The following is an 18,680-nucleotide window of genomic DNA, read 5'->3' on the forward strand; positions in this document are numbered from 1 at the left end:
ACACTAAAAATTGCGCTATCTCAAGCTGGCATTCGCCGGCTTCGCGTAGACTTTTCCCACAGTTTTCTATCCATTTTCTGTATATATCCGCACGATTCGCGCAGCCGGAAGGCCGCTACGCAGGGAATCCCGACGCCTTACTTTGCTAAGTGTTCAGGGTGAGCGAGGAGCGCTAACCGCTATGCCGCCTGAAGCATGACGGGTATATATTTCATCAACATAACTGTGGGGTTAGTGATGTTTAAGCGTTTCTTTATAACAGGTACTGACACCGCCGTCGGGAAGACGGTGGTTTCTCGTGCGCTGCTGCAGGCACTGGCCGCTGAGGGCAAAAGCGTCGCCGGATACAAGCCTGTGGCGAAGGGCAGCAAAGAGACGCCGGACGGGTTGCGTAACAAAGACGCGCTGATTTTACAAAGCGTGTCGACGCTGGCGTTACCCTATGATGCTGTCAATCCCATAGCGTTAAGCGAAGATGAAAGCAGCGTGGCGCACAGTGGCCCCATCAACTACGGGCTGCTGACGGACGGACTGCAGCGCCTGAGCGGCCAGGTCGACCACGTGGTGGTTGAAGGAACCGGCGGCTGGCGCAGCCTGATGAACGACCTGCGTCCGCTTTCCGAATGGGTGGTGCAGGAGCAACTGCCGGTGCTGATGGTGGTGGGCATTCAGGAGGGCTGTATCAACCACGCCCTACTGACCGCGCAGGCCATTGCTAATGACGGCCTGCCGCTTATCGGCTGGGTCGCCAACCGCATTAATCCGGGGCTGGCGCACTACGCTGAAATCATCGACGTCTTAAGTAAAAAGCTGCCGGGTCCGCTGATCGGCGAATTGCCCTATCTGCCGCGCGCCGAGCAGCGCGAGCTGAGCCAGTATATTGACCTCGCGCGGCTAGGTGAGGTGATGGCGGTAGATCGAGTCCTGGCGTAGCGTTCGGGACAGCACCGATGCCAGCACGCTGGCCATCAACAAGCCGGGCAGTAGCGCATATTGCCCGGTCATTTCACAAATCATCAGGGTCGACATAATTGGCGCGTGCGTTGTTGCCGCCAGGAAGGTCGCCATTCCGGCCAGACCCAGCATAATCGCTACCTCAGAACCGTACAGCCACAGGCCGGTGAAGCTGGCGAACAGCATGCCCATTGCCAGCCCGACAAACAGCGTCGGCGTAAACACACCGCCGGGCGCGCCCGAGCCGCTGCTGGCCAGTACCGCAAGCAGTTTACAGGCGAATACCACGGCGATTGCCCCCAGCAGCGGCGGTGACTGCAGATAGCTCTGCACCGTGCTGTAACCGTTCCCCCATACCGCCGGCGTCAGCAGCGACAGTAGGCCAACGATGACACCGCCGAGCGCCAGCTGCCAGGGCGGCGAGAGACGCAGGCGCAGAAAGCCGCGATGGCTCCAGCCCATCAGCCAGACGAAGAGCGGTCCGCAGAGCCCGGCCAGCAGTCCGGTTGCCAGCATCAGCCCGTAGTGAACGGCGGTGAGGGGAAGGCTGAGCGTCACCTGGTAAAGGGGCTGCTGGCTGCCGTTTAGCAGATTGCTGACCAGAAGCGCAACAACCGCAGAAATAACCACCGGGCCGAGCGAGGCCAGCATCAGCGTACCGAACAGAATCTCGGCAATAAACAGGCTTCCGGCCAGAGGGGCGTGATAGGCGCTGGCCATCCCGGCGGCGGCGCCGCAGGCAACCCACAATTTCCACTCCTCTTTTGGTGTAAAGCGCCGGGCGAACAGCGAGGCCGCCAGCGCCGCCAGCAGGATCATCGCCCCCTCGCGGCCAATGGCGCTGCCGGTGGTCACCACCAGCAGCGAGGCGCAGGATTTTATCAGGCTGGCCGGCGTATCGAAGCGGCCGTCGCCGGTTTCCAGCGCCTCCATATAATCGGTCGGCGCATGGGGACGCTGGCGGGTGCGGCGCTGCCAGAGCCAGAGCAGGGCGCCGGCGGCAAACCCTCCGGCCGCCGGCGTCAGCAGCCGTCGCCACCACGGCAGCGATTCGGCGGCGTTAACCAGGCTTCCGCTGCGATTGCTGAGGAGCAGCGCCTCCAGCAGCCCCATTGCGGCATGAAATAGCGCCACGGCGAGCGCCGCCAGAATTCCGATCAGCGTGGCGACCAGCAGGCGGCGAAACATGACCTGAATATCAGGATAAGCAGGCAAACGATGCATCGGACATTACGCGTTGCGGGAATGAGTGCCTTATTGTGCAGGGGAATAACGTTATAAGCAAAAGCGATAAGTGCCTCCTTTGCCGCAGATCGGCGCAGCAAAGGAGAAACGGAAGGGATTTAGGTGACGTTGTCACTCACGTATTCGCCATCCCCAGGCCGTCGGGATGGCGATGAGGCTAGCGATACAGCGGTTTATCGGCGACGGCAAGAGTCAGTGCGTTTTGCCACTCCGCCAGCGTGGCCTGGCTTAGCTGACCCAGAGCCTGGTAGAACGGATGTCCGGCTTCGCTAACGAAAACCGCCAGGAAGCGGCCCGACCAGGGCAGCAGATGCCGGGCCAGCAGCTGCGAAAAGGCCTCATCCTGGCCGGACTCGCATAGCCATGCGGCCAGCAGTAGCAGGGTGCCAAAGCTATCTTCCGGCTCGTTGTTCTGCGCGGCGCGGGCGATGCCGTTCTGCCGCATCCACTCCCTGAGCTCCAGCGTCGAATCGCCGAACAGGACGTTCTCTTTATCCAGCCAGACGGAGCCCCACGGCGGCGCCGGCAGGGCCCAGGGGCCGATAAACAGACGCTGCCACGCCTCGGCCAGCGGCTCGTCGCTGTGTTCGGCGAAGCGGGCAACCACCTCAGCGGGCACCGCAAAGGGCCACTGGGCCTTCCCGCTTCCGTCGCGCAGGGCGCTGACCAGCGGGGCGGCCTGCTCGCTTTGCGGGGCAAACGAAAATAGCGCGCCGAGGGTGCGGGCGCTCAGCGCGACGGCGTCGCGGAATGGGGGGTGCATCATACTTATATTCCTTACTGCGGCGCGGCTGTCCGCGCGCGAAAAATTAACCGGCAACTGCCGTGCCGACGGTCATATGCAGGCCATAAAACAGGCCGCGGCCAATCAGTTCTCCGGCCAGTACCAGCAGCAGCCCGAGGCATAACCCGCCGGTACGCGGGCAGATGCCGCGAATGAGCGGACACAGCCAGCAGCCGAGACCAAGGGTCAGCAGCGCGATGCGCCACGTTTGCCAAAACCCATACCCCGGAACCAAGGCGCCGGCGCGCTGCACCGAGCTGTGAATATCGCCGAGGCCAAAACCCTGCAGCACGACGATGACAATGCTGGCCAGCAGCGCCAGAACGCTCAGCGAGGCGAAGACGCTGCCGCTAAACGACACGTTGGCGGCGCGCAGCAGCAGTGCGGCAAATAGCGGCCCGCAGAGCAGCATGGTCAGAAAAAAGGCGCCGGTGGTATAGCCATTATACCATGTCGGGACGCTATCAATCTGGTATACCCGGGTCATCGCAAAGACAAAAACGACCCCCAGCAGCATGCTCGCGGCCAGCCACGGCGCGCTCAGCGCGGCGGGCATTTTCCCGGTGACTGCCAGCAGCCACCATAGGCCGCCGACGGCAAAGAAGATGATGCCGCTGGCGATTTCATTACTCAGCGCCGACTCGCCGAGGCGATTGAGCGAATTGAACGCCCGCAGCGGTGAACCGAGGTGCAGCGTGGAGGCGAGAAAGCCGACCCCCATCATCAGCCAGATAAAGATCATGCTGCGCACCAGACGCTGCCGGGCCTCGGAGTTATTTTTCAGCGACAGCCAGCCCAGGCCGCTGACGATGAGCGCTCCCGCCGCGCACTGACCCAGCACCGTAAACAGCACCAGCGGCCATTCATGCCATCCGTTTCCCATGCTCGTTCTCCTTAGGCTTTGGCAATTTCAACCAGGTTGCTGTGCTGAGGATTGCCTTTCGCCAGCGGCGACGGACGGTGGGTGGTCAGCGTATTAATGCAGGCGCCGCGGTCGACACGATCCCCGTCCATATTGGCGTCATGCCATGCCCCCTGGCCCATCGCCGAGACGCCGGGCATAATGCGCGGCGTCACTTTTGCCGGAATGCGCAGCTCGCCGCGCTGGTTAAAAACGCGCACCATATCGCCGTTTTTAATCCCGCGCCGCTCGGCGTCCAGCGGGTTAATCCACACCTCCTGGCGGCAGGCGGCCTGCAGAATATCGACGTTACCGTAGCTCGAGTGGGTGCGCGCTTTATAGTGGAAGCCAAAAAGCTGCAGCGGAAACTGGCTGCGCAGCGGGTCATCCCAGCCTTCGAAGGTGGAGGCGTACACCGGCAGCGGGCTGATGGTGTCATCCGCCGCCAGCTGCCAGCTGGCGGCGATATCGGCCAGCCGGCTGGAATAGATCTCAATTTTACCGGAGGGCGTTTTTAGCGGATTGGCGAGCGGGTCGCGGCGGAAATCGCGATAGGCGACAAAATGGCCCGCGGGATCCTTACGCTTATAGATCCCCATGGCTTTAAGTTCGTCGTAGGCGGGCAGCGCGGGATCTTTCGCCAGCATCAGGGCGTAAAGGTGCTGCAGCCACTGCTCCTGGGTGCGTCCTTCGGTGAACTTCTGCAGGACCTCATCGCCAAGACGTTTGGCCACTTCGCTGAGGATCCAGTAGATCGGTCTGCGCTCAAACTTCGGCGAGGTGGCGGGCTGAATAAAGATCAGGTAGCCCATATTGCCGGCGTAGTCGTTGGGGATAATATCCTCCTGCTCGACGGTCATCAGGTCCGGAAGCAGGATATCGGCATATTTAGCCGATGAGGTCATAAAGTTATCGATCACCACGATGGTTTCGCACTTGCTGTCGTCCTGCAGGATTTCGTGGGTCCGGTTGATGTCAGAATGCTGATTGATAATGGTATTCCCGGCGTAGTTCCACAGGAACTTGATCGGCACGTCCAGCTTATCCTTGCCGCGTACGCCGTCACGCAGGGCGGTCATTTCGGGCCCGCGCTCGATGGCGTCGGTCCAGCTAAAGCAGGAGATGGCGGTTTTTACCGGATTAGTCAGTACCGGCAGGCGCTCAATGGTGATGGTATAGGTTGATTCGCGCGCGCCGCTGTTGCCGCCGCTAATCCCGACGTTGCCGGTCAGAATCGGCAGCATGGCGATGGCCCTGGCGGCCAGCTCGCCGTTGGCCTGGCGCTGCGGCCCCCAGCCCTGACAAATATAGGCCGGCCTGGTGCTGCCGATCTCTCGCGCCAGCTTGACGATGCGGTCGACCGGAATGCCGCAAATCCGCGACGCCCACTGCGGCGTTTTAGCGGTTCCATCATCCCCTAAGCCAAGGATCCAGGCCTTATAATGGCTGTTTGCCGGCGCGCCTGCGGGCAGCGTTTTTTCGTCGTAGCCTACGCAGCAGGTATCAAGGAACGGCTGGTCGACAAGGTTTTCCGTTATCAACACCCAGGCGATGCCGGCCACCAGCGCCGCATCGGTGCCGGGGCGAATGGGGATCCACTCGTCTTCGCGGCCGGCGGCGGTATCGGTATAGCGCGGATCGATAACGATCATTCTGGCGTTGGAGCGCTCGCGAGCCTGTTCGAGATAATAGGTAATCCCGCCGCCGCTCATGCGGGTTTCCGCCGGGTTATTGCCGAACATCACCACCAGCCTGCTGTTTTCGATGTCGGAGGTGCTGTTGCCCTCGTTGCTGCCGTAGGTGTAGGGCATGGCGCAGGCAATTTGGGCGGTGCTGTAGGTACCGTACTGGTTTAAAGAGCCGCCGTAGCAGTTCATCAGGCGGGTTACCGGGGAGGCGGAGGGCGACGAGCGGGTCATGTTGCCGCCGACGATCCCGGAGGAGTAGTTGATGTAGACCGCTTCGTTACCATACTCTTTAACGATCCGCTGCAGGCTGCCGGTCAGGGTGTCCAGCGCTTCGTCCCAGCTGATGCGGGCAAACTTTCCTTCGCCGCGCTTACCGACTCGTTTCATCGGATAGTTCAGGCGGTCAGGGTGGTTGATACGCCGGCGGATAGAGCGGCCGCGCAGGCACGCCCGCACCTGGTGATCGCCATAAATATCCTGTCCGGTGTTATCGGTCTCAACCCACACCACTTCGTCATCGCGCACGTGCAGACGCAGCGCGCAGCGGCTGCCGCAGTTCACCGAGCAGGCTCCCCACACCACCCGTTCTTCGCCCTGGGTGGCCTGCTGAACGGCCGCCGCCGCGCCGCGCAGGCTAAACGGCAGTGACACTGCGCCGGCCGCTAACGCCAGTGAACCGATCGCTGAGGATTTAATTAGCGCGCGACGGCTGAGGCCGCCGTCATATTCCGGATAAGACATCACTCACTCCCTGATTGTTATTATGATGAAATTCCGCCGGTTCTGCATTCGAGCGGATGGGAGAGCCATAATACTTATATAGAGGTAGATGAATATTATCCCCGGTCAACCCAGGGATAATTGATCCTTCACTTGAATCGGGGGCGGGTTACTGCGCTTCGCTGTCGGTACCGGCGCCGCGGGTATAGGTGATTTTGAAGGTGTCGTTGGCGCAGTGTCCGACAACCTGGGCGCCGGGCTGGTCAGGTTGGTCGCTGGGGACGATGCTCAGGCTAAAGCTCGTCGCCGGCACGCCGTTATTGATGATTTTCTGCTGAATATCGTTTTTTACCCGTTCGCAGGAATCCGGTGCGGCAAGCGCTGATGTCGAACCCAGCAGCAGAGCCGCGCAGAGCAAGGGGGATATTTTCATCATAAACTCCTTATAAACTCCTTATTGACGTCATCCAGATTTAAGCATAGCAGAACTGGTGTAAACAATTGTATTTGCTAATATGATTGCATAGGGATACAGAAGGAACCGGACGTGAACAAACCGTTTTTACTGCTACTGGCGACCATGGCACTCAGCGCCTGCGATAATCAATCCGCGCCGCAGGCCTTTACGCCAGAAATGGCGAGTTTCTCCAACGAATTTGAATTCGATCCGCTGCGTGGCCCGGTGAAAGATTTCAGCCAGACGCTGCTCGATGAGCATGATGAAGTGGTAAAACAGGTCAGCGGGCGACTGTCCAGCGAGGGCTGCTTCGATCTGCTGGCTTTCCAGGATCGCGAAAATAACACCGGCGCCACGCTGCTGCTCGACGCGAACTACTATCTCGATGCGCAAACGCGTGAAAAGCGCCTGCGCCTGCAGGGAAAGTGTCAGCTTGCCGAAATGCCGTCGGCGGGAGTGAGCTGGGAAACGGATGACAATGGCTTTGTGGTGACCGCCCGCGGCAAAGAGACCACGGCCAGCTACCGCTATGATGACGAAGGCTATCCGCTCGGCAAAACCACCACCGCCAAAGACGAGCGCTTTACGGTGGTCTCAACGCCGGCGGCCGATCCGCGTAAAAAGCTGGACTACACGGCGGTGAGCACCTTCAACGATCGCGAGCTTGGCAGCGTGCGGCAGACCTGCGACTACGACAGTCATGACAACCCGGTGAAGTGCGAGCTGCAGGTGGTTGATGAAAGCGTGCAGCCGCCGCTAACGCGCCGCTACACCATCAAAAATAGCATCGAATACTACTGAGCCGTTGGCTTCAGCAGTGTCGGTCCCGGCGTGCGGTGTTCGCTAAGGTACTGATGCTGGAACAGGCACATCCGAATAGTATTGCGGTATTCGCCGTTAATGAAAAACTCGTGAATGAGCTCGCCCTCCACCATAAACCCAAGCTTGCGGTAGATGTGGATCGCCTTTTCATTTTCGCTGTCGACGATGAGGTACAGCTTATAGAGGTTGAGGACGGTAAAGCCGTAGTCCATTGCCAGCTTAGCGGCGCGGGTCGCGAGACCTCGTCCCTGATAGTCCGGGGAGATAATAATCTGAAACTCGGCGCGGCGGTGGACGTGGTTAATCTCAACCAGCTCGACCAGACCGGCTTTTTCCCCGTCGCACTCAATCACAAACCGGCGCTCGCTCTGATCGTGAATATGCTTGTCATAGAGATCCGAGAGCTCGACAAAGGCCTCATACGGCTCTTCAAACCAGTAGCGCATTACGCTGGCGTTGTTATCGAGCTGGTGAACAAAACGGAGATCTTCGCGCTCTAACGGGCGCAGCTTGACGGTATGAGCGTCAGTCATGGGAGTTCCTGTGCAGCAATGCTGGCGATAATAATGAATTATGGCGCCCGCAGGCGCCATGCGTGACGGGTTACGGCGCTACGGTACGGCCGGTGCGGCGATCGAGGCAGCGCAGGGTATTTGGCTCCCAGTAGGCGTTGACGTTCGCGCTTTTCTGGCAGTTATCCTGGGCATCAAAAGCGACGTCGGCCTTATCCCATTCTTTCTCGGTGCGCGTGTTGACCTTATGGCGCAGAGTGCGGGTGTCGTTCCACTGCTCTTTTTCCATAGCGGCGTTCTGGCGGCTCTGCGCGCTATCGCCGGATTCAATCACCAGCGTGTCGGTTTTAGCAAAAGACGAGGCGGTGAAGGCCACGGCGCTTAGCGCCAGCATGGCGGTCAGGCACCAGCGTTTGTTCAGTGTCATTTTCATCACGGTTTCCTTTGAGTGATAAAAAGGGATAGCCCTTAATATGAGTTTACTACATCTCTTTTCTACGGCATACCCGACAAAAGGAAGTGGGAGCGGGGCAATTATCGCGTAGAATGCCGCACTCTCTGCGCTATTTACGTATCTTTAATGCTCAAAACTACGCTGCTCTTTTTTGCCACCGCCCTGTGCGAAATCCTCGGCTGATATTTACCCTGGCGCTGGCTAAAGCGGGGCGCCACGCCGCTGCTACTGTTGCCCGCTGGACTTGCGCTGGCAATGTTCGTCTGGCTGCTAACCCTGCACCCGGCGGCGAGCGGGCGCGTTTACGCCGTCTACGGCGGAGTCTATGTCTGCACCGCGCTGCTGTGGCTGCGCTTTGTTGACGGCGTTAAGCTCAGCCACTACGACTGGGCCGGCGCGGTTATTGCGCTGTGCGGGATGCTCATTATCGTCGCCGGGTGGGGCCGCGCCTGGCTAACCTTACGGGCGCAGCCCGGGGCAGACGATGCGCCGGCCGCCTGAGTCCACCACTGTTTACCGCTTTTCTCCTCTTCAGCCAGCGACCGCCGAGTCAGGTCTGGGCATTAATGTGACCAATGGCATCTTTTTCGATCGTTATACTTGTATGGTAGTAGGTCTAGTGATTTAATTTTATTCACTAACCGCAGAGATGTAAGGAATAGAAAAAGATGAAGATCGTTGCCGCTGAAGTTTTCGTCACCTGTCCTGGACGTAACTTTGTCACCCTAAAAATCACCACCGATGACGGCATCGTCGGGCTGGGGGATGCCACCTTAAACGGTCGCGAGCTGTCCGTCGCATCGTACCTGCAGGATCACCTCTGCCCGCAGCTTATCGGCCGCGATGCGCAGCGTATCGAAGATATCTGGCAGTTCTTCTACAAGGGAGCCTACTGGCGCCGCGGGCCGGTGACCATGTCGGCTATCTCCGCCGTCGATATGGCCCTGTGGGATATTAAAGCGAAGGCGGCGGGGATGCCGCTGTATCAGCTGCTGGGCGGGGCATCCCGTGAAGGGGTGATGGTTTACTGTCACACCACGGGCCACTCTATTGACGAAGTGCTGGATGACTACGCTCGCCACAAAGATATGGGCTTTAAGGCCATCCGTGTGCAGTGCGGCATTCCGGGGATGAAGACCACCTACGGGATGGCAAAAGGCAAAGGGCAGGCCTACGAGCCGGCGACCAAGGGCCTTTGGCCGGAAGAGCAGCTGTGGTCGACGGAGAAGTATCTTGATTTTACCCCGCAGCTGTTTGCCGCCGTGCGCGAAAGATTTGGCTTCAACGAGCACCTTCTGCATGACATGCACCATCGCCTGACGCCGATCGAGGCCGCGCGCTTTGGCAAGAGCATCGAGGAGTATCGTCTGTTCTGGATGGAGGATCCGACTCCGGCTGAAAATCAGGAGTGCTTCCGCCTGATCCGCCAGCACACCGTGACCCCCATTGCGGTCGGGGAAGTCTTTAACAGCATCTGGGACTGCAAGCAGCTGATAGAAGAGCAGCTGATTGACTATATCCGCACCACCGTGACCCACGCCGGCGGGATCACCGGCATGCGCCGTATCGCCGATTTTGCCTCGCTTTATCAGGTGCGCACCGGCTCGCACGGCCCGTCCGACCTGTCGCCGGTCTGCATGGCGGCGGCGCTACACTTTGACCTGTGGGTGCCGAACTTCGGCGTCCAGGAGTACATGGGCTACTCCGAGCAGATGCTCGACGTTTTCCCGCATAGCTGGACGTTCGATAACGGCTATATGCACCCAGGCGAAAAGCCGGGGCTGGGCATTGATTTTGACGAGAAGCTGGCGGCGAAATATCCGTACGATCCGGCTTACCTGCCGGTGGCCCGGTTAGAAGATGGCACCTTGTGGAACTGGTAATCAGAATTTGTACGCACGAAAGATGTCGATTAATCCAATACCCTATCAAAGGTAAAAAAATCTATGGTTAGTTCAGTCAATATTAAAAATAGTGTAGATAATAAACCTATTATTCGCCGGGTGGCCTCTGCATCTGCAATTGGTACCGCTGCTGAATATTATGATTTTTTTGCATATGGGACGGCAGCGGTACTCTTTTTTGGACATCTATTTTTCCCAAGTGATGACCCTTTAATTAGTACTCTTGCTGCTTTTGCAACATATGCAGTTGGTTTTTTAGCTCGGCCACTAGGCGGAATTGTTTTTGGTCACATCGGTGATAAGGTCGGCCGTAAAAAAGCGCTGGTGATTACTATATTAATTGTAGGTTTAGGTACGTTTTGTATTGGGCTGTTACCTACATATGAAAAAATTGGTATTTGGGCTCCAGCATTGCTTATCTTTATTCGTGTGTTACAAGGCTTTGGTGTTGGTGGTGAGCAGGCCGGAGCGGTATTGATGACCGCTGAATATTCTGAACCAAAGCATCGTGGATACTTCTCCAGTTGGGTTCAAATCGGTGCGCCAGTTGGTTTTCTACTTCCATTAGCTCTGTTTGCTTTGTTAAATGCCACGCTCTCTCCAGAGGCGATGATGGACTACGGATGGCGTATACCGTTCCTGTTAAGTCTGCTATTGGTTATTGTAGGGTTGTTTATTCGTTTAAAAATTGATGAATCGCCAGTGTTCGCTCAAATTCGGGAGACCAAGGCTGAAGAATCTCGCCCATTAGTTGAAGTCATTCGTGATTTCCCTGGAATTGTTGTAAAGGGGGTGTGCGCAAAATTGATCGAAGCGTGTACATTTGCGATGTTTACAGTCATTGTTTTGGCCTATGGTAAGGTAAATAATCTTGATGCTAATATCTTGATGGAGGCAATGATTGTTGCTGTAATAATAGAAATTATTGCAATACCGCTGATGGGATCGCTATGTGATAAAATCGGGCGCAAACCAGTCTATATTATTGGAGCGCTGATTCAAGTTATTATGATTGTTCCATTCTTCCTTGCTATTAATCAGGATAGTTTCTGGCTTACTCAGTTAGTAATGATTTTGGTTCTGAGCATAGGGCACAGTATGTGTTATGCCCCTCAGGCATCATATTTCCCTGAACTGTTCCCGACCCATATTCGTTGTAGCGGTATTGCATTGATTTGGCAGATGGGATCTCTTATTGGTAGCGGGATCCTTGGCCTGGTGGCGGTGAAGATTCTGCAAGTTACTGGTGGTCATTATTACGGACTTGCAACCTACGTCATTGTTTTGGGTGTTATCTCAATAATTGGCTTACTTATGATGCCAGAAACTGCACCACAGCGGCTCAAGCGTGAATACCAGCAGTGGCAAACACACTAACACTCCCTGGCGGCTTCAATGCCGCCAAAACCTCTTTGCGTGGTACATAACTTCAAAATGGTGTCATACCAATACTGCAAAACTTAATTCAAATCAAAACATACAACCATACAGGCGTTACTCTGAAACAGTCCTGATTTCATTTATTAAGTAGGTTATATAATGCAAAACAAGCTCCTGGCGGCAAAGGCTGCTCTTCCTGACTACGATCGTACAAAACTGATTTCCCGTATCGTTCACCTCGGTTTCGGCGCCTTTCACCGCGCGCACCAGGCGGTCTATGCCGATATTCTGGCTGCGGAACACGGCAGCGACTGGGGGTATACCGAGGTAAACCTGATTGGCGGCGAGCAGCAAATTGCCGATCTGCAGCAGCAGGACCTGCTGTATACCGTCGCCGAAATGTCGGCGGAAGACTGGACCGCGCGGGTGGTCGGCGTCATTAAGCAGGCGATGCATGCGCAGGTTGCGGGGCTGGAAAGCGTGCTGGCAAAAATGTGTGAACCGCAGGTGGCGATTGTTTCGCTGACCATCACGGAAAAGGGTTACTGCCATTCACCGGCCACCGGTAAGCTGCAGCTGGACCATCCGCTGATTGTCGCCGATATACAAAACCCGCATCAGCCGAAGTCTGCGCCAGGCGTTATCGTGGAGGCGCTGGCGCGCCGTAAAGCCGCCGGTTTACCGGCATTCAGCGTGATGTCCTGCGACAATATGCCGGAAAACGGTCACGTATTGCGTAACGTGGTCTGCGCCCTGGCGCGGGCTATCGATAGCGAGCTTGCCGACTGGATCGCCGAGAGCGTGACCTTCCCGTCAACGATGGTCGATCGTATCGTTCCGGCAGTGACCCCTGCGACCCTGGATAAAATCGAACAGCTGACCGGCGTGCGCGATCCGGCCGGTGTCGCCTGCGAGCCGTACCGTCAGTGGGTCATTGAGGATAATTTTGTCGCCGGGCGCCCGGAATGGGAAAAGGCGGGTGCCGAGCTGGTGGCCGACGTTGTGCCGTTTGAAGAGATGAAGCTGCGTATGCTCAACGGCAGCCACTCCTTCCTCGCTTATCTCGGCTACCTTGCCGGATATCAGCACATTAACGACTGTATGCAGGACCAGAACTATCTTCGCGCTGCCCGCAGCCTGATGCTCAACGAACAGGCGCCGACGCTGAAAGTGCAGGGCGTTGACCTGGCTCGCTACGCCGGGCTGCTGATCGATCGTTATAGTAATCCAGCGCTTCAGCACCGGACGTGGCAGATTGCGATGGACGGCAGCCAGAAGCTGCCGCAGAGAATGCTGGATTCGGTACGCTGGCATCTGGCGCAGCGCAGCGATTTTAGCCTGCTGGCGCTGGGCGTAGCCGGCTGGATGCGCTACGTTGGCGGCATCGACGACCGGGGCGAGGCGATTGAGATCTCCGATCCGCTATTGCCGGTGATTCAACAGGCCGTGGGCGCGAGCAGCGATGGTGAGGCGCGGGTGCTTGCGCTGCTCGGCATCGAGGCGATCTTCGGTACCAGCCTGGCGCAGGATCCGCGTTTTGTCGATGCGGTGACTAGAGCCTATCTCTCCCTGCAGCGTCAGGGAGCTAAAGCGACCGTTGCGGCCTGGGCACTGGCGCAGTAATCGCGCGTTAATGCCGTCGGCTCCGGCGGCATTAACGCGGCTTTGGCGAACAACGTTCGCCAGCGCGTCTTACCCGTACGTCATTCCGCCGATCTTCACTCTTTCTGCAATAAATATGATCCGCGCCATTAAATATACATAACTATAGCTATCCACAGTTAAATAAATATACTCGTCATACTTCAAGTTGCATGTGTGTTGGCTACGTTCGCTCACCCGAATCACTTACTGGTGTAAGCTCATCGGGATTCACTCCCTTGCCGCCGTCCTGCAACTTGAATTATTTAGAGTATAGAGTTTTTATGGCGTAGTGAGGCCTCTGGAATACACTTCCTCGGGAAAAAGGAGAGCGGGCTATGTACAAAAAAGTTTTATTGCCTGTAGATGTTTTTGAAATGGATTTAAGCGATAAGGCGGTACGTCACGCTGAATTTTTAGCCTCAGCGGAAAACAGCGAAATTACGTTGTTAAACGTCCTGCCAAACAGCGGTCGTTCTATTCTGCGCGGTTTTGCGGCCGATATTCATAAATTCGAAGCCTTTATGAAAGAGGAGTCGGAGAAAAAAATGAAGACCCTCTCGCGTCTGTTTTCAATCCCGCCAGAGCGTCTTCATACCCGGGTCGTGTTTGGCAACGTGCGTGACGAAATATTAGCTATCAGCAATAGCGATGAGTATGACGTGATTGTTGTCGGCTCGCGCAAACCGGGTATTTCCACTCATCTGCTGGGCTCTAACGCCGAGTCTATTTTACGCTACGCTAAAATACCGGTGCTGGTGGTTCGATAACGGCCCGGTCTGCATCTTTAGCGACAGGAGAGAGTGCCTGCCGCTAGCGCAACTACTCTTCGCTAAACCAGTCGCGGTTTTCCTGGCGAATTAATAGTACCGACTCGCTAATTTCGTGCAGGTGTAGATGCATCGCCGCGTCTACCGCGTCGGCATCGCGATTTTCCAGCGCCTTGAAAATTTGGTGATGCTGACGCAGCAGTATTTCCGGCGAGCTGATGTGATCGAGGCTCATATAGCGTACCCGGTCAATCGTCGCTTTAATATTCTCCACGGTGTCCCAGGCAAGCTGGCAGTCGGCAATGAGCGACAGCTTCTGATGAAACTCATCGTCCAGCTGGAAGAAGTCATTGAGCTGCTTGCGTTCAACCGCCGTGCGCTGCTGATTAAGATTTTGCTCAAGCTGATAAATTTGCTCGCTGTTGACCATTCCCGCCGCCCGACGAACCACCGCGCACTCGATGGCCTGGCGCACGAAGCAGCCGTTGCGGACCTGAGAAAGGGATATTTTATTGACGTAGCTGCCGCGCTGGGGGCGAATTTGGATCAGGCCATTTTCCGCCAGCTTAATAAACGCTTCACGCACCGGCTGACGGGAAACGTCAAAGCGCACGGAGACTTCCTTTTCAGACAGCGGCGTGCCGGGTGGGATCAGACAATGGACGATATCCCGGCGGAGGATCCGATAAATCTGCTGATTTACCGGCTGTGTTGGATTGAGCTGTGATTCTGCGGCCATTGATGGTTACTTTTTAATGGATTATGTGCGCTATTTTACGCGTTTTTTGCCTTTTCGCCCATACCCGGCCCGCAGGCCGGGCAAGGGGATTAGCCCTGGCGGTGCACGCTGAGGCCGGCGAAGCTTTGGCTAACCGGCATCATTTCCAGGGTATTAATATTGACGTGTTTCGGCAGGTTGGCGACCCACCACACGGCTTCCGTCACGTCGTCCGGCGTCAGCGCCTGGGTATTTTCGTAGGCTTTGCCGGCTTTAGCGTCGTCGCCTTTAAAGCGGATGTTGGAGAACTCGGTGCCGCCCACCAACCCAGGCTCGATGTCGGTGACGCGAATCGCCGTGCCGTGCAGGTCGGTACGCAGGTTGAGGCTAAACTGACGCACGAAGGCTTTGGTCGCCCCGTAGACGTTACCGCCCGCATAGGGCCAGTTTCCGGCGGTTGAGCCGATATTGATAATATGGCCGCGGTTGCGCTCAACCATCCCCGGCAGCACGGCGCGGGTCATATAGACCAGCCCCTTGTTGTTGGTATCGATCATATCTTCCCAGTCTTCAACGCTGGCCCTGTGCGCAGGCTCCAGCCCCAGCGCCAGACCGGCGTTATTGACCAGCACGTCGATGGCCTGCCATTGCGCAGGCAGGCCGGCCATCATCTCTTCGATGGCCGCGCGATTACGGACGTCGAGCTGGGCCGTATAAATGCCGTCACCAAGCTCGTCTTTCAGCGTTTGCAGACGTTCTTCACGACGTCCGGTGGCGATCACTTTGTGCCCATTCTCGACAAAGCGGCGGGTCATACTCTCACCAAAACCTGCAGTTGCTCCGGTAACCAGGATAATCATCTTACTGTTCCTCAACGCTTTTGTGTCGTCATACCATAGCATGCGTTAGCGCGGACCGGTAACGGAAATCACTGCGCCTGGTGCGGTTACAGGCGATGAAAAATGAGGCACAGCCAGGCGACATTTCGGGAATTGATTGCGGTCAATCAATGAGTTGCCTAATCTAACCTGATGCCCGCAGCCTGGAGATAATAATGTCGGAAAATAACCCCTTTTTAAGCGTCAGCCTGCTGCCCTATCAGGCGCCGCGTTTCGATCTGATTAAGGATGAACACTATCGTCCGGCCTTCGATGAAGGCATGCGACGCCAGCGCGAAGAGATTGCCGCGATAGTGAATAATCCGGCGCCCGCGGATTTTGCCAATACGCTGGTGGCGCTGGAGCTGAGCGGACAGCTGCTGTCACGCGTAACCCGGGTCTTTTTTGCGATGGCCGGGGCGCATACCAATCCGCTTCTGCAGCAGCTTGACGAGCAGTTTTCCGCCGAGCTTGCGCAGGCGGGCAACGATATCTGGCTTAACACGGCGCTGTTTGAACGCGTGCAGCGCGTGTGGGAGGATCGTGAGCATCTGGAGATCGATGCGGAATCCCGGCGACTGCTTGAGGTCACCTGGCAGCGGTTTCTGCTGGCCGGCGCGCGGCTGGCGGAAGAGCAGAAATCGGTGCTGCGGGCGCTGAATACTCAGGCCGCGGCGCTGCAGAGCCAGTTTCAGCTGCGGTTGCTGAGCGCGGCAAAAGCCGGCGGCCTGGTGCTTGATTATCTGCACCAGCTGGACGGGCTGAGCGCGGAGGAGATCGCCGAGGCCGCAAGAGCGGCGGCGGAAAAGGGTCTCCAGGACCGCTGGCTGCTGCCGCTGCTCAACACCACGCAGCAGCCGGCGCTGCTGTCACTGAGCAGTCGTCAGACCCGGGAAAACCTGTTTGCCGCAGGCTGGACGCGCAATCAGAAGGGCGATGATAACGATACCCGCGAACTGCTGCTGCAGCTGGTGGCGATCCGGGCGCAGAAAGCGGAGCTGTTGGGCGCGGCTGACTACGCCAGCTGGTCAATGGCCGATCAGATGGCGGGCGCGCCTGCCCAGGCCTTTGAGTTTATGCGTCGAATTGCTCCGGCCGCACGTGCAAGGGCGGAGCGGGAGCTGGCAGATATTCAGCAGGTTATTGATGATGAAGGCGAGGATTTCACCGCCGCCGCCTGGGACTGGCCGTACTACGCGGAGCAGGTGCGGCGAGCCAGGTTCGCTATCGATGAGGCACAGCTAAAACCCTATTTTGCGCTCGATCGCGTGCTGCTGGACGGCGTATTCTGGACCGCATCGCAGCTGTTTGGCCTGCGCTTCGTCGAACGTTTTGACATTCCTGTCTATCATCCTGACGTGCGGGTGTGGGAAATTTTCGACGCTAACGGCGCCGGAATGGCGCTATTTTACGGCGACTATTACGCGCGAGATTCAAAAAGCGGCGGCGCGTGGATGGACGTGTTCGTTGAGCAATCCACGGAGCTGCAGCAGCAGCCGGTTATCTACAACGTTTGTAACTATCAAAAGCCCGGCCCAGGCCGCAGCGCGCTGCTGTCGTGGGATGAAACTATCACCTTATTCCACGAATTCGGCCACGCGCTGCACGGGCTGTTCGCCAGCCAGCGCTATGCCAGCCTGTCGGGAACCAATACCCCGCGCGATTTTGTCGAGTTTCCGTCGCAAATCTTTGAGCACTGGGCCAGCGAGCCGCAGGTATTTGCCCGCTACGCGCGTCATTATCAAACCGGCGAAGCGATGCCCGACGCGCTGCGTGAGAGCATGTACCGGGCGGCGAAGTTTAACAAAGGCTACGACATGAGCGAGCTGCTGGCGGCGGCGATGCTGGATATGCACTGGCATAGCCTGTCGTCGGCGAAGGTCCTGCATGACGTGGACGCCTTTGAAGCCGCGGCCCTGCGCGCGGAAAAGTGCGATCTTGCCGCCGTACCGCCGCGCTATCGCAGCAGCTATTTTTCGCATATTTTCGGCGGCGGCTATGCCGCGGGCTATTACGCCTATCTGTGGACGCAGATGCTGGCGGACGACGGCTACCAGTGGTTTGTTGAGCAGGGCGGTCTGACCCGCGAAAACGGCCAGCGCTTCCGCGAGGCTATTCTGTCGCGCGGCAACAGTACGGATTTAGCTGAACTTTATCGCCAGTGGCGCGGGCACGATCCTAAGATTGAACCGATGCTGGCGAATCGCGGGCTGAGTGAGTAGGGCCTCCGGGAATCCTTCAACCTTCCATCATTGCACTATTAAGGTGCAATGATGTGCACCCCGACCCGTTCGCAGATCGTCAAGGGAACGCGGTAAGTCAATTCATAGCTCCAAAATACGAGAACGCTACCTATCAGGAGGGCGAAAAACAGGATTGTTCTAGCCCCATTTCTCTGTGGGCGGGGCGTTGAGTTTTTCTTTCATATATTCGTATAACTCTGCGTTTTCCGCCCAGCGGAGCAGCGTCTGCTCATCGATATCTATTCGATTCGGATGTAGTCCCACGTACCGAAAGTAACTGCTGTTGTTTGCATATGCAGGCGGCGGGGGGCCAAGCGGGTCGCACCAACATAGTCGCCCCAGTTTCAGCAACGTCATTAGCCCTTGTTCGCTCGGGGAAATTTTCCGAAACATCATCACTTCCTGCCATTTGCATCTTAGTAAGAGGTGATTATGCAAAATACTTGCCATATTCAGAGTGGCGCTACAGGGCGACAATGAGTTCATGGCCACGCAGTTAAATACGGGAATGAGGGCATAAATTTCGATCCCTCTAATAATACGCCATGTTATCCTGCCAAAAGACCGTAGGAGGTGTGTGGTTATGTTAAAAGGAAATGTGTTTTTTAT

The 18,680-nt window shown here is 57.1% G+C and carries 16 protein-coding genes and 1 pseudogene; 8 read left to right on the top strand and 9 right to left on the bottom strand.

From position 1 onward, the window contains the following. Positions 1-237 precede the first annotated feature (237 nt). On the top strand, positions 238-933 hold the full coding sequence (gene bioD / locus GVK32_RS09785; RefSeq protein ID WP_076946855.1) for a dethiobiotin synthase: 696 nt from the start codon (positions 238-240) through the stop codon (positions 931-933). On the opposite strand, the gene clcB is transcribed toward bioD, so the two are convergent. The 5 genes from clcB to GVK32_RS09810 form a co-directional block, all read right to left on the bottom strand. Continuing rightward, the gene (gene clcB, locus GVK32_RS09790) at positions 895-2,178 is read right to left on the bottom strand and encodes a voltage-gated ClC-type chloride channel ClcB (RefSeq protein WP_159868839.1); all 1,284 of its coding nucleotides are present in this window, start codon (positions 2,176-2,178) and stop codon (positions 895-897) included. The two genes, bioD and clcB, sit on opposite strands and share 39 nt — an antisense overlap. Positions 2,179-2,356: 178 nt before the next feature. Next, entirely contained in the window at positions 2,357-2,965 is a 609-nt protein-coding gene (gene dmsD / locus GVK32_RS09795; protein ID WP_159868842.1) for a Tat proofreading chaperone DmsD, read from the bottom strand. A gap of 43 nt (positions 2,966-3,008) precedes the next feature. Beyond that, positions 3,009-3,866, bottom strand: a complete 858-nt coding sequence (locus tag GVK32_RS09800) for a DmsC/YnfH family molybdoenzyme membrane anchor subunit (protein WP_159868845.1) — start codon at positions 3,864-3,866, stop codon at positions 3,009-3,011. Between the two features lie 11 nt (positions 3,867-3,877). Continuing rightward, positions 3,878-6,313: a selenate/tellurate reductase subunit YnfE gene (gene ynfE, locus GVK32_RS09805; RefSeq protein ID WP_159868848.1), complete on the bottom strand. Its 2,436-nt coding sequence runs from the start codon at positions 6,311-6,313 to the stop codon at positions 3,878-3,880. Between the two features lie 148 nt (positions 6,314-6,461). Further along, positions 6,462-6,725 (bottom strand): DUF1161 domain-containing protein, encoded by a 264-nt coding sequence (locus tag GVK32_RS09810; RefSeq protein WP_159868851.1) that lies wholly within the window; start codon positions 6,723-6,725, stop codon positions 6,462-6,464. Between the two features lie 147 nt (positions 6,726-6,872). Between GVK32_RS09810 and GVK32_RS09815 the strand changes: the two genes are divergently transcribed. Beyond that, on the top strand, positions 6,873-7,550 hold the full coding sequence (locus GVK32_RS09815; RefSeq protein WP_255429376.1) for a YnfC family lipoprotein: 678 nt from the start codon (positions 6,873-6,875) through the stop codon (positions 7,548-7,550). On the opposite strand, the gene speG is transcribed toward GVK32_RS09815, so the two are convergent. Both speG and GVK32_RS09825 read right to left on the bottom strand, forming a co-directional pair. Continuing rightward, a complete protein-coding gene (speG, locus tag GVK32_RS09820) occupies positions 7,544-8,104 on the bottom strand; it encodes a spermidine N1-acetyltransferase (protein ID WP_095103262.1) in 561 nt (186 codons plus the stop codon). The genes GVK32_RS09815 and speG overlap by 7 nt on opposite strands. A gap of 70 nt (positions 8,105-8,174) precedes the next feature. Next, entirely contained in the window at positions 8,175-8,516 is a 342-nt protein-coding gene (locus GVK32_RS09825) for a DUF1283 family protein (RefSeq protein ID WP_041145743.1), read from the bottom strand. A 147-nt stretch (positions 8,517-8,663) separates the two neighbouring features. Between GVK32_RS09825 and GVK32_RS09830 the strand changes: the two are divergent. The 5 genes and pseudogenes from GVK32_RS09830 to GVK32_RS09850 all read left to right on the top strand — a co-directional run bounded on the left by GVK32_RS09830 (position 8,664) and on the right by GVK32_RS09850 (position 14,232). Continuing rightward, a pseudogene (locus tag GVK32_RS09830) lies at positions 8,664-9,038 on the top strand (YnfA family protein). 167 nt (positions 9,039-9,205) lie between these two features. Next, on the top strand, positions 9,206-10,420 hold the full coding sequence (gene manD, locus GVK32_RS09835; protein ID WP_159868857.1) for a D-mannonate dehydratase ManD: 1,215 nt from the start codon (positions 9,206-9,208) through the stop codon (positions 10,418-10,420). 63 nt (positions 10,421-10,483) lie between these two features. Beyond that, positions 10,484-11,818 carry an MFS transporter gene (locus GVK32_RS09840; RefSeq protein ID WP_159868859.1) on the top strand — a complete coding sequence of 445 codons (1,335 nt, stop codon included), beginning with the start codon at positions 10,484-10,486 and terminating at the stop codon, positions 11,816-11,818. A 162-nt stretch (positions 11,819-11,980) separates the two neighbouring features. After that, the gene (locus GVK32_RS09845) at positions 11,981-13,444 is read left to right on the top strand and encodes a mannitol dehydrogenase family protein (protein ID WP_159868861.1); all 1,464 of its coding nucleotides are present in this window, start codon (positions 11,981-11,983) and stop codon (positions 13,442-13,444) included. A gap of 356 nt (positions 13,445-13,800) precedes the next feature. Then, the gene (locus GVK32_RS09850; protein WP_159868864.1) at positions 13,801-14,232 is read left to right on the top strand and encodes a universal stress protein; all 432 of its coding nucleotides are present in this window, start codon (positions 13,801-13,803) and stop codon (positions 14,230-14,232) included. 52 nt (positions 14,233-14,284) lie between these two features. On the opposite strand, the gene GVK32_RS09855 is transcribed toward GVK32_RS09850, so the two are convergent. Both GVK32_RS09855 and ydfG read right to left on the bottom strand, forming a co-directional pair. Continuing rightward, positions 14,285-14,971, bottom strand: a complete 687-nt coding sequence (locus GVK32_RS09855) for a GntR family transcriptional regulator (RefSeq protein ID WP_159868867.1) — start codon at positions 14,969-14,971, stop codon at positions 14,285-14,287. An 89-nt stretch (positions 14,972-15,060) separates the two neighbouring features. Then, on the bottom strand, positions 15,061-15,810 hold the full coding sequence (ydfG, locus tag GVK32_RS09860) for a bifunctional NADP-dependent 3-hydroxy acid dehydrogenase/3-hydroxypropionate dehydrogenase YdfG (protein WP_159868870.1): 750 nt from the start codon (positions 15,808-15,810) through the stop codon (positions 15,061-15,063). A 194-nt stretch (positions 15,811-16,004) separates the two neighbouring features. On the opposite strand from ydfG, the gene dcp reads away from it, so the two are divergent. Next, positions 16,005-18,050 (top strand): peptidyl-dipeptidase Dcp, encoded by a 2,046-nt coding sequence (gene dcp / locus GVK32_RS09865; protein ID WP_159868873.1) that lies wholly within the window; start codon positions 16,005-16,007, stop codon positions 18,048-18,050. The last annotated feature ends 630 nt before the right edge of the window (positions 18,051-18,680 follow it).

Source organism: Klebsiella sp. 18074, assembly GCF_902705905.1.
Classification (GTDB): Bacteria; Pseudomonadota; Gammaproteobacteria; order Enterobacterales; family Enterobacteriaceae; genus Klebsiella; species Klebsiella terrigena.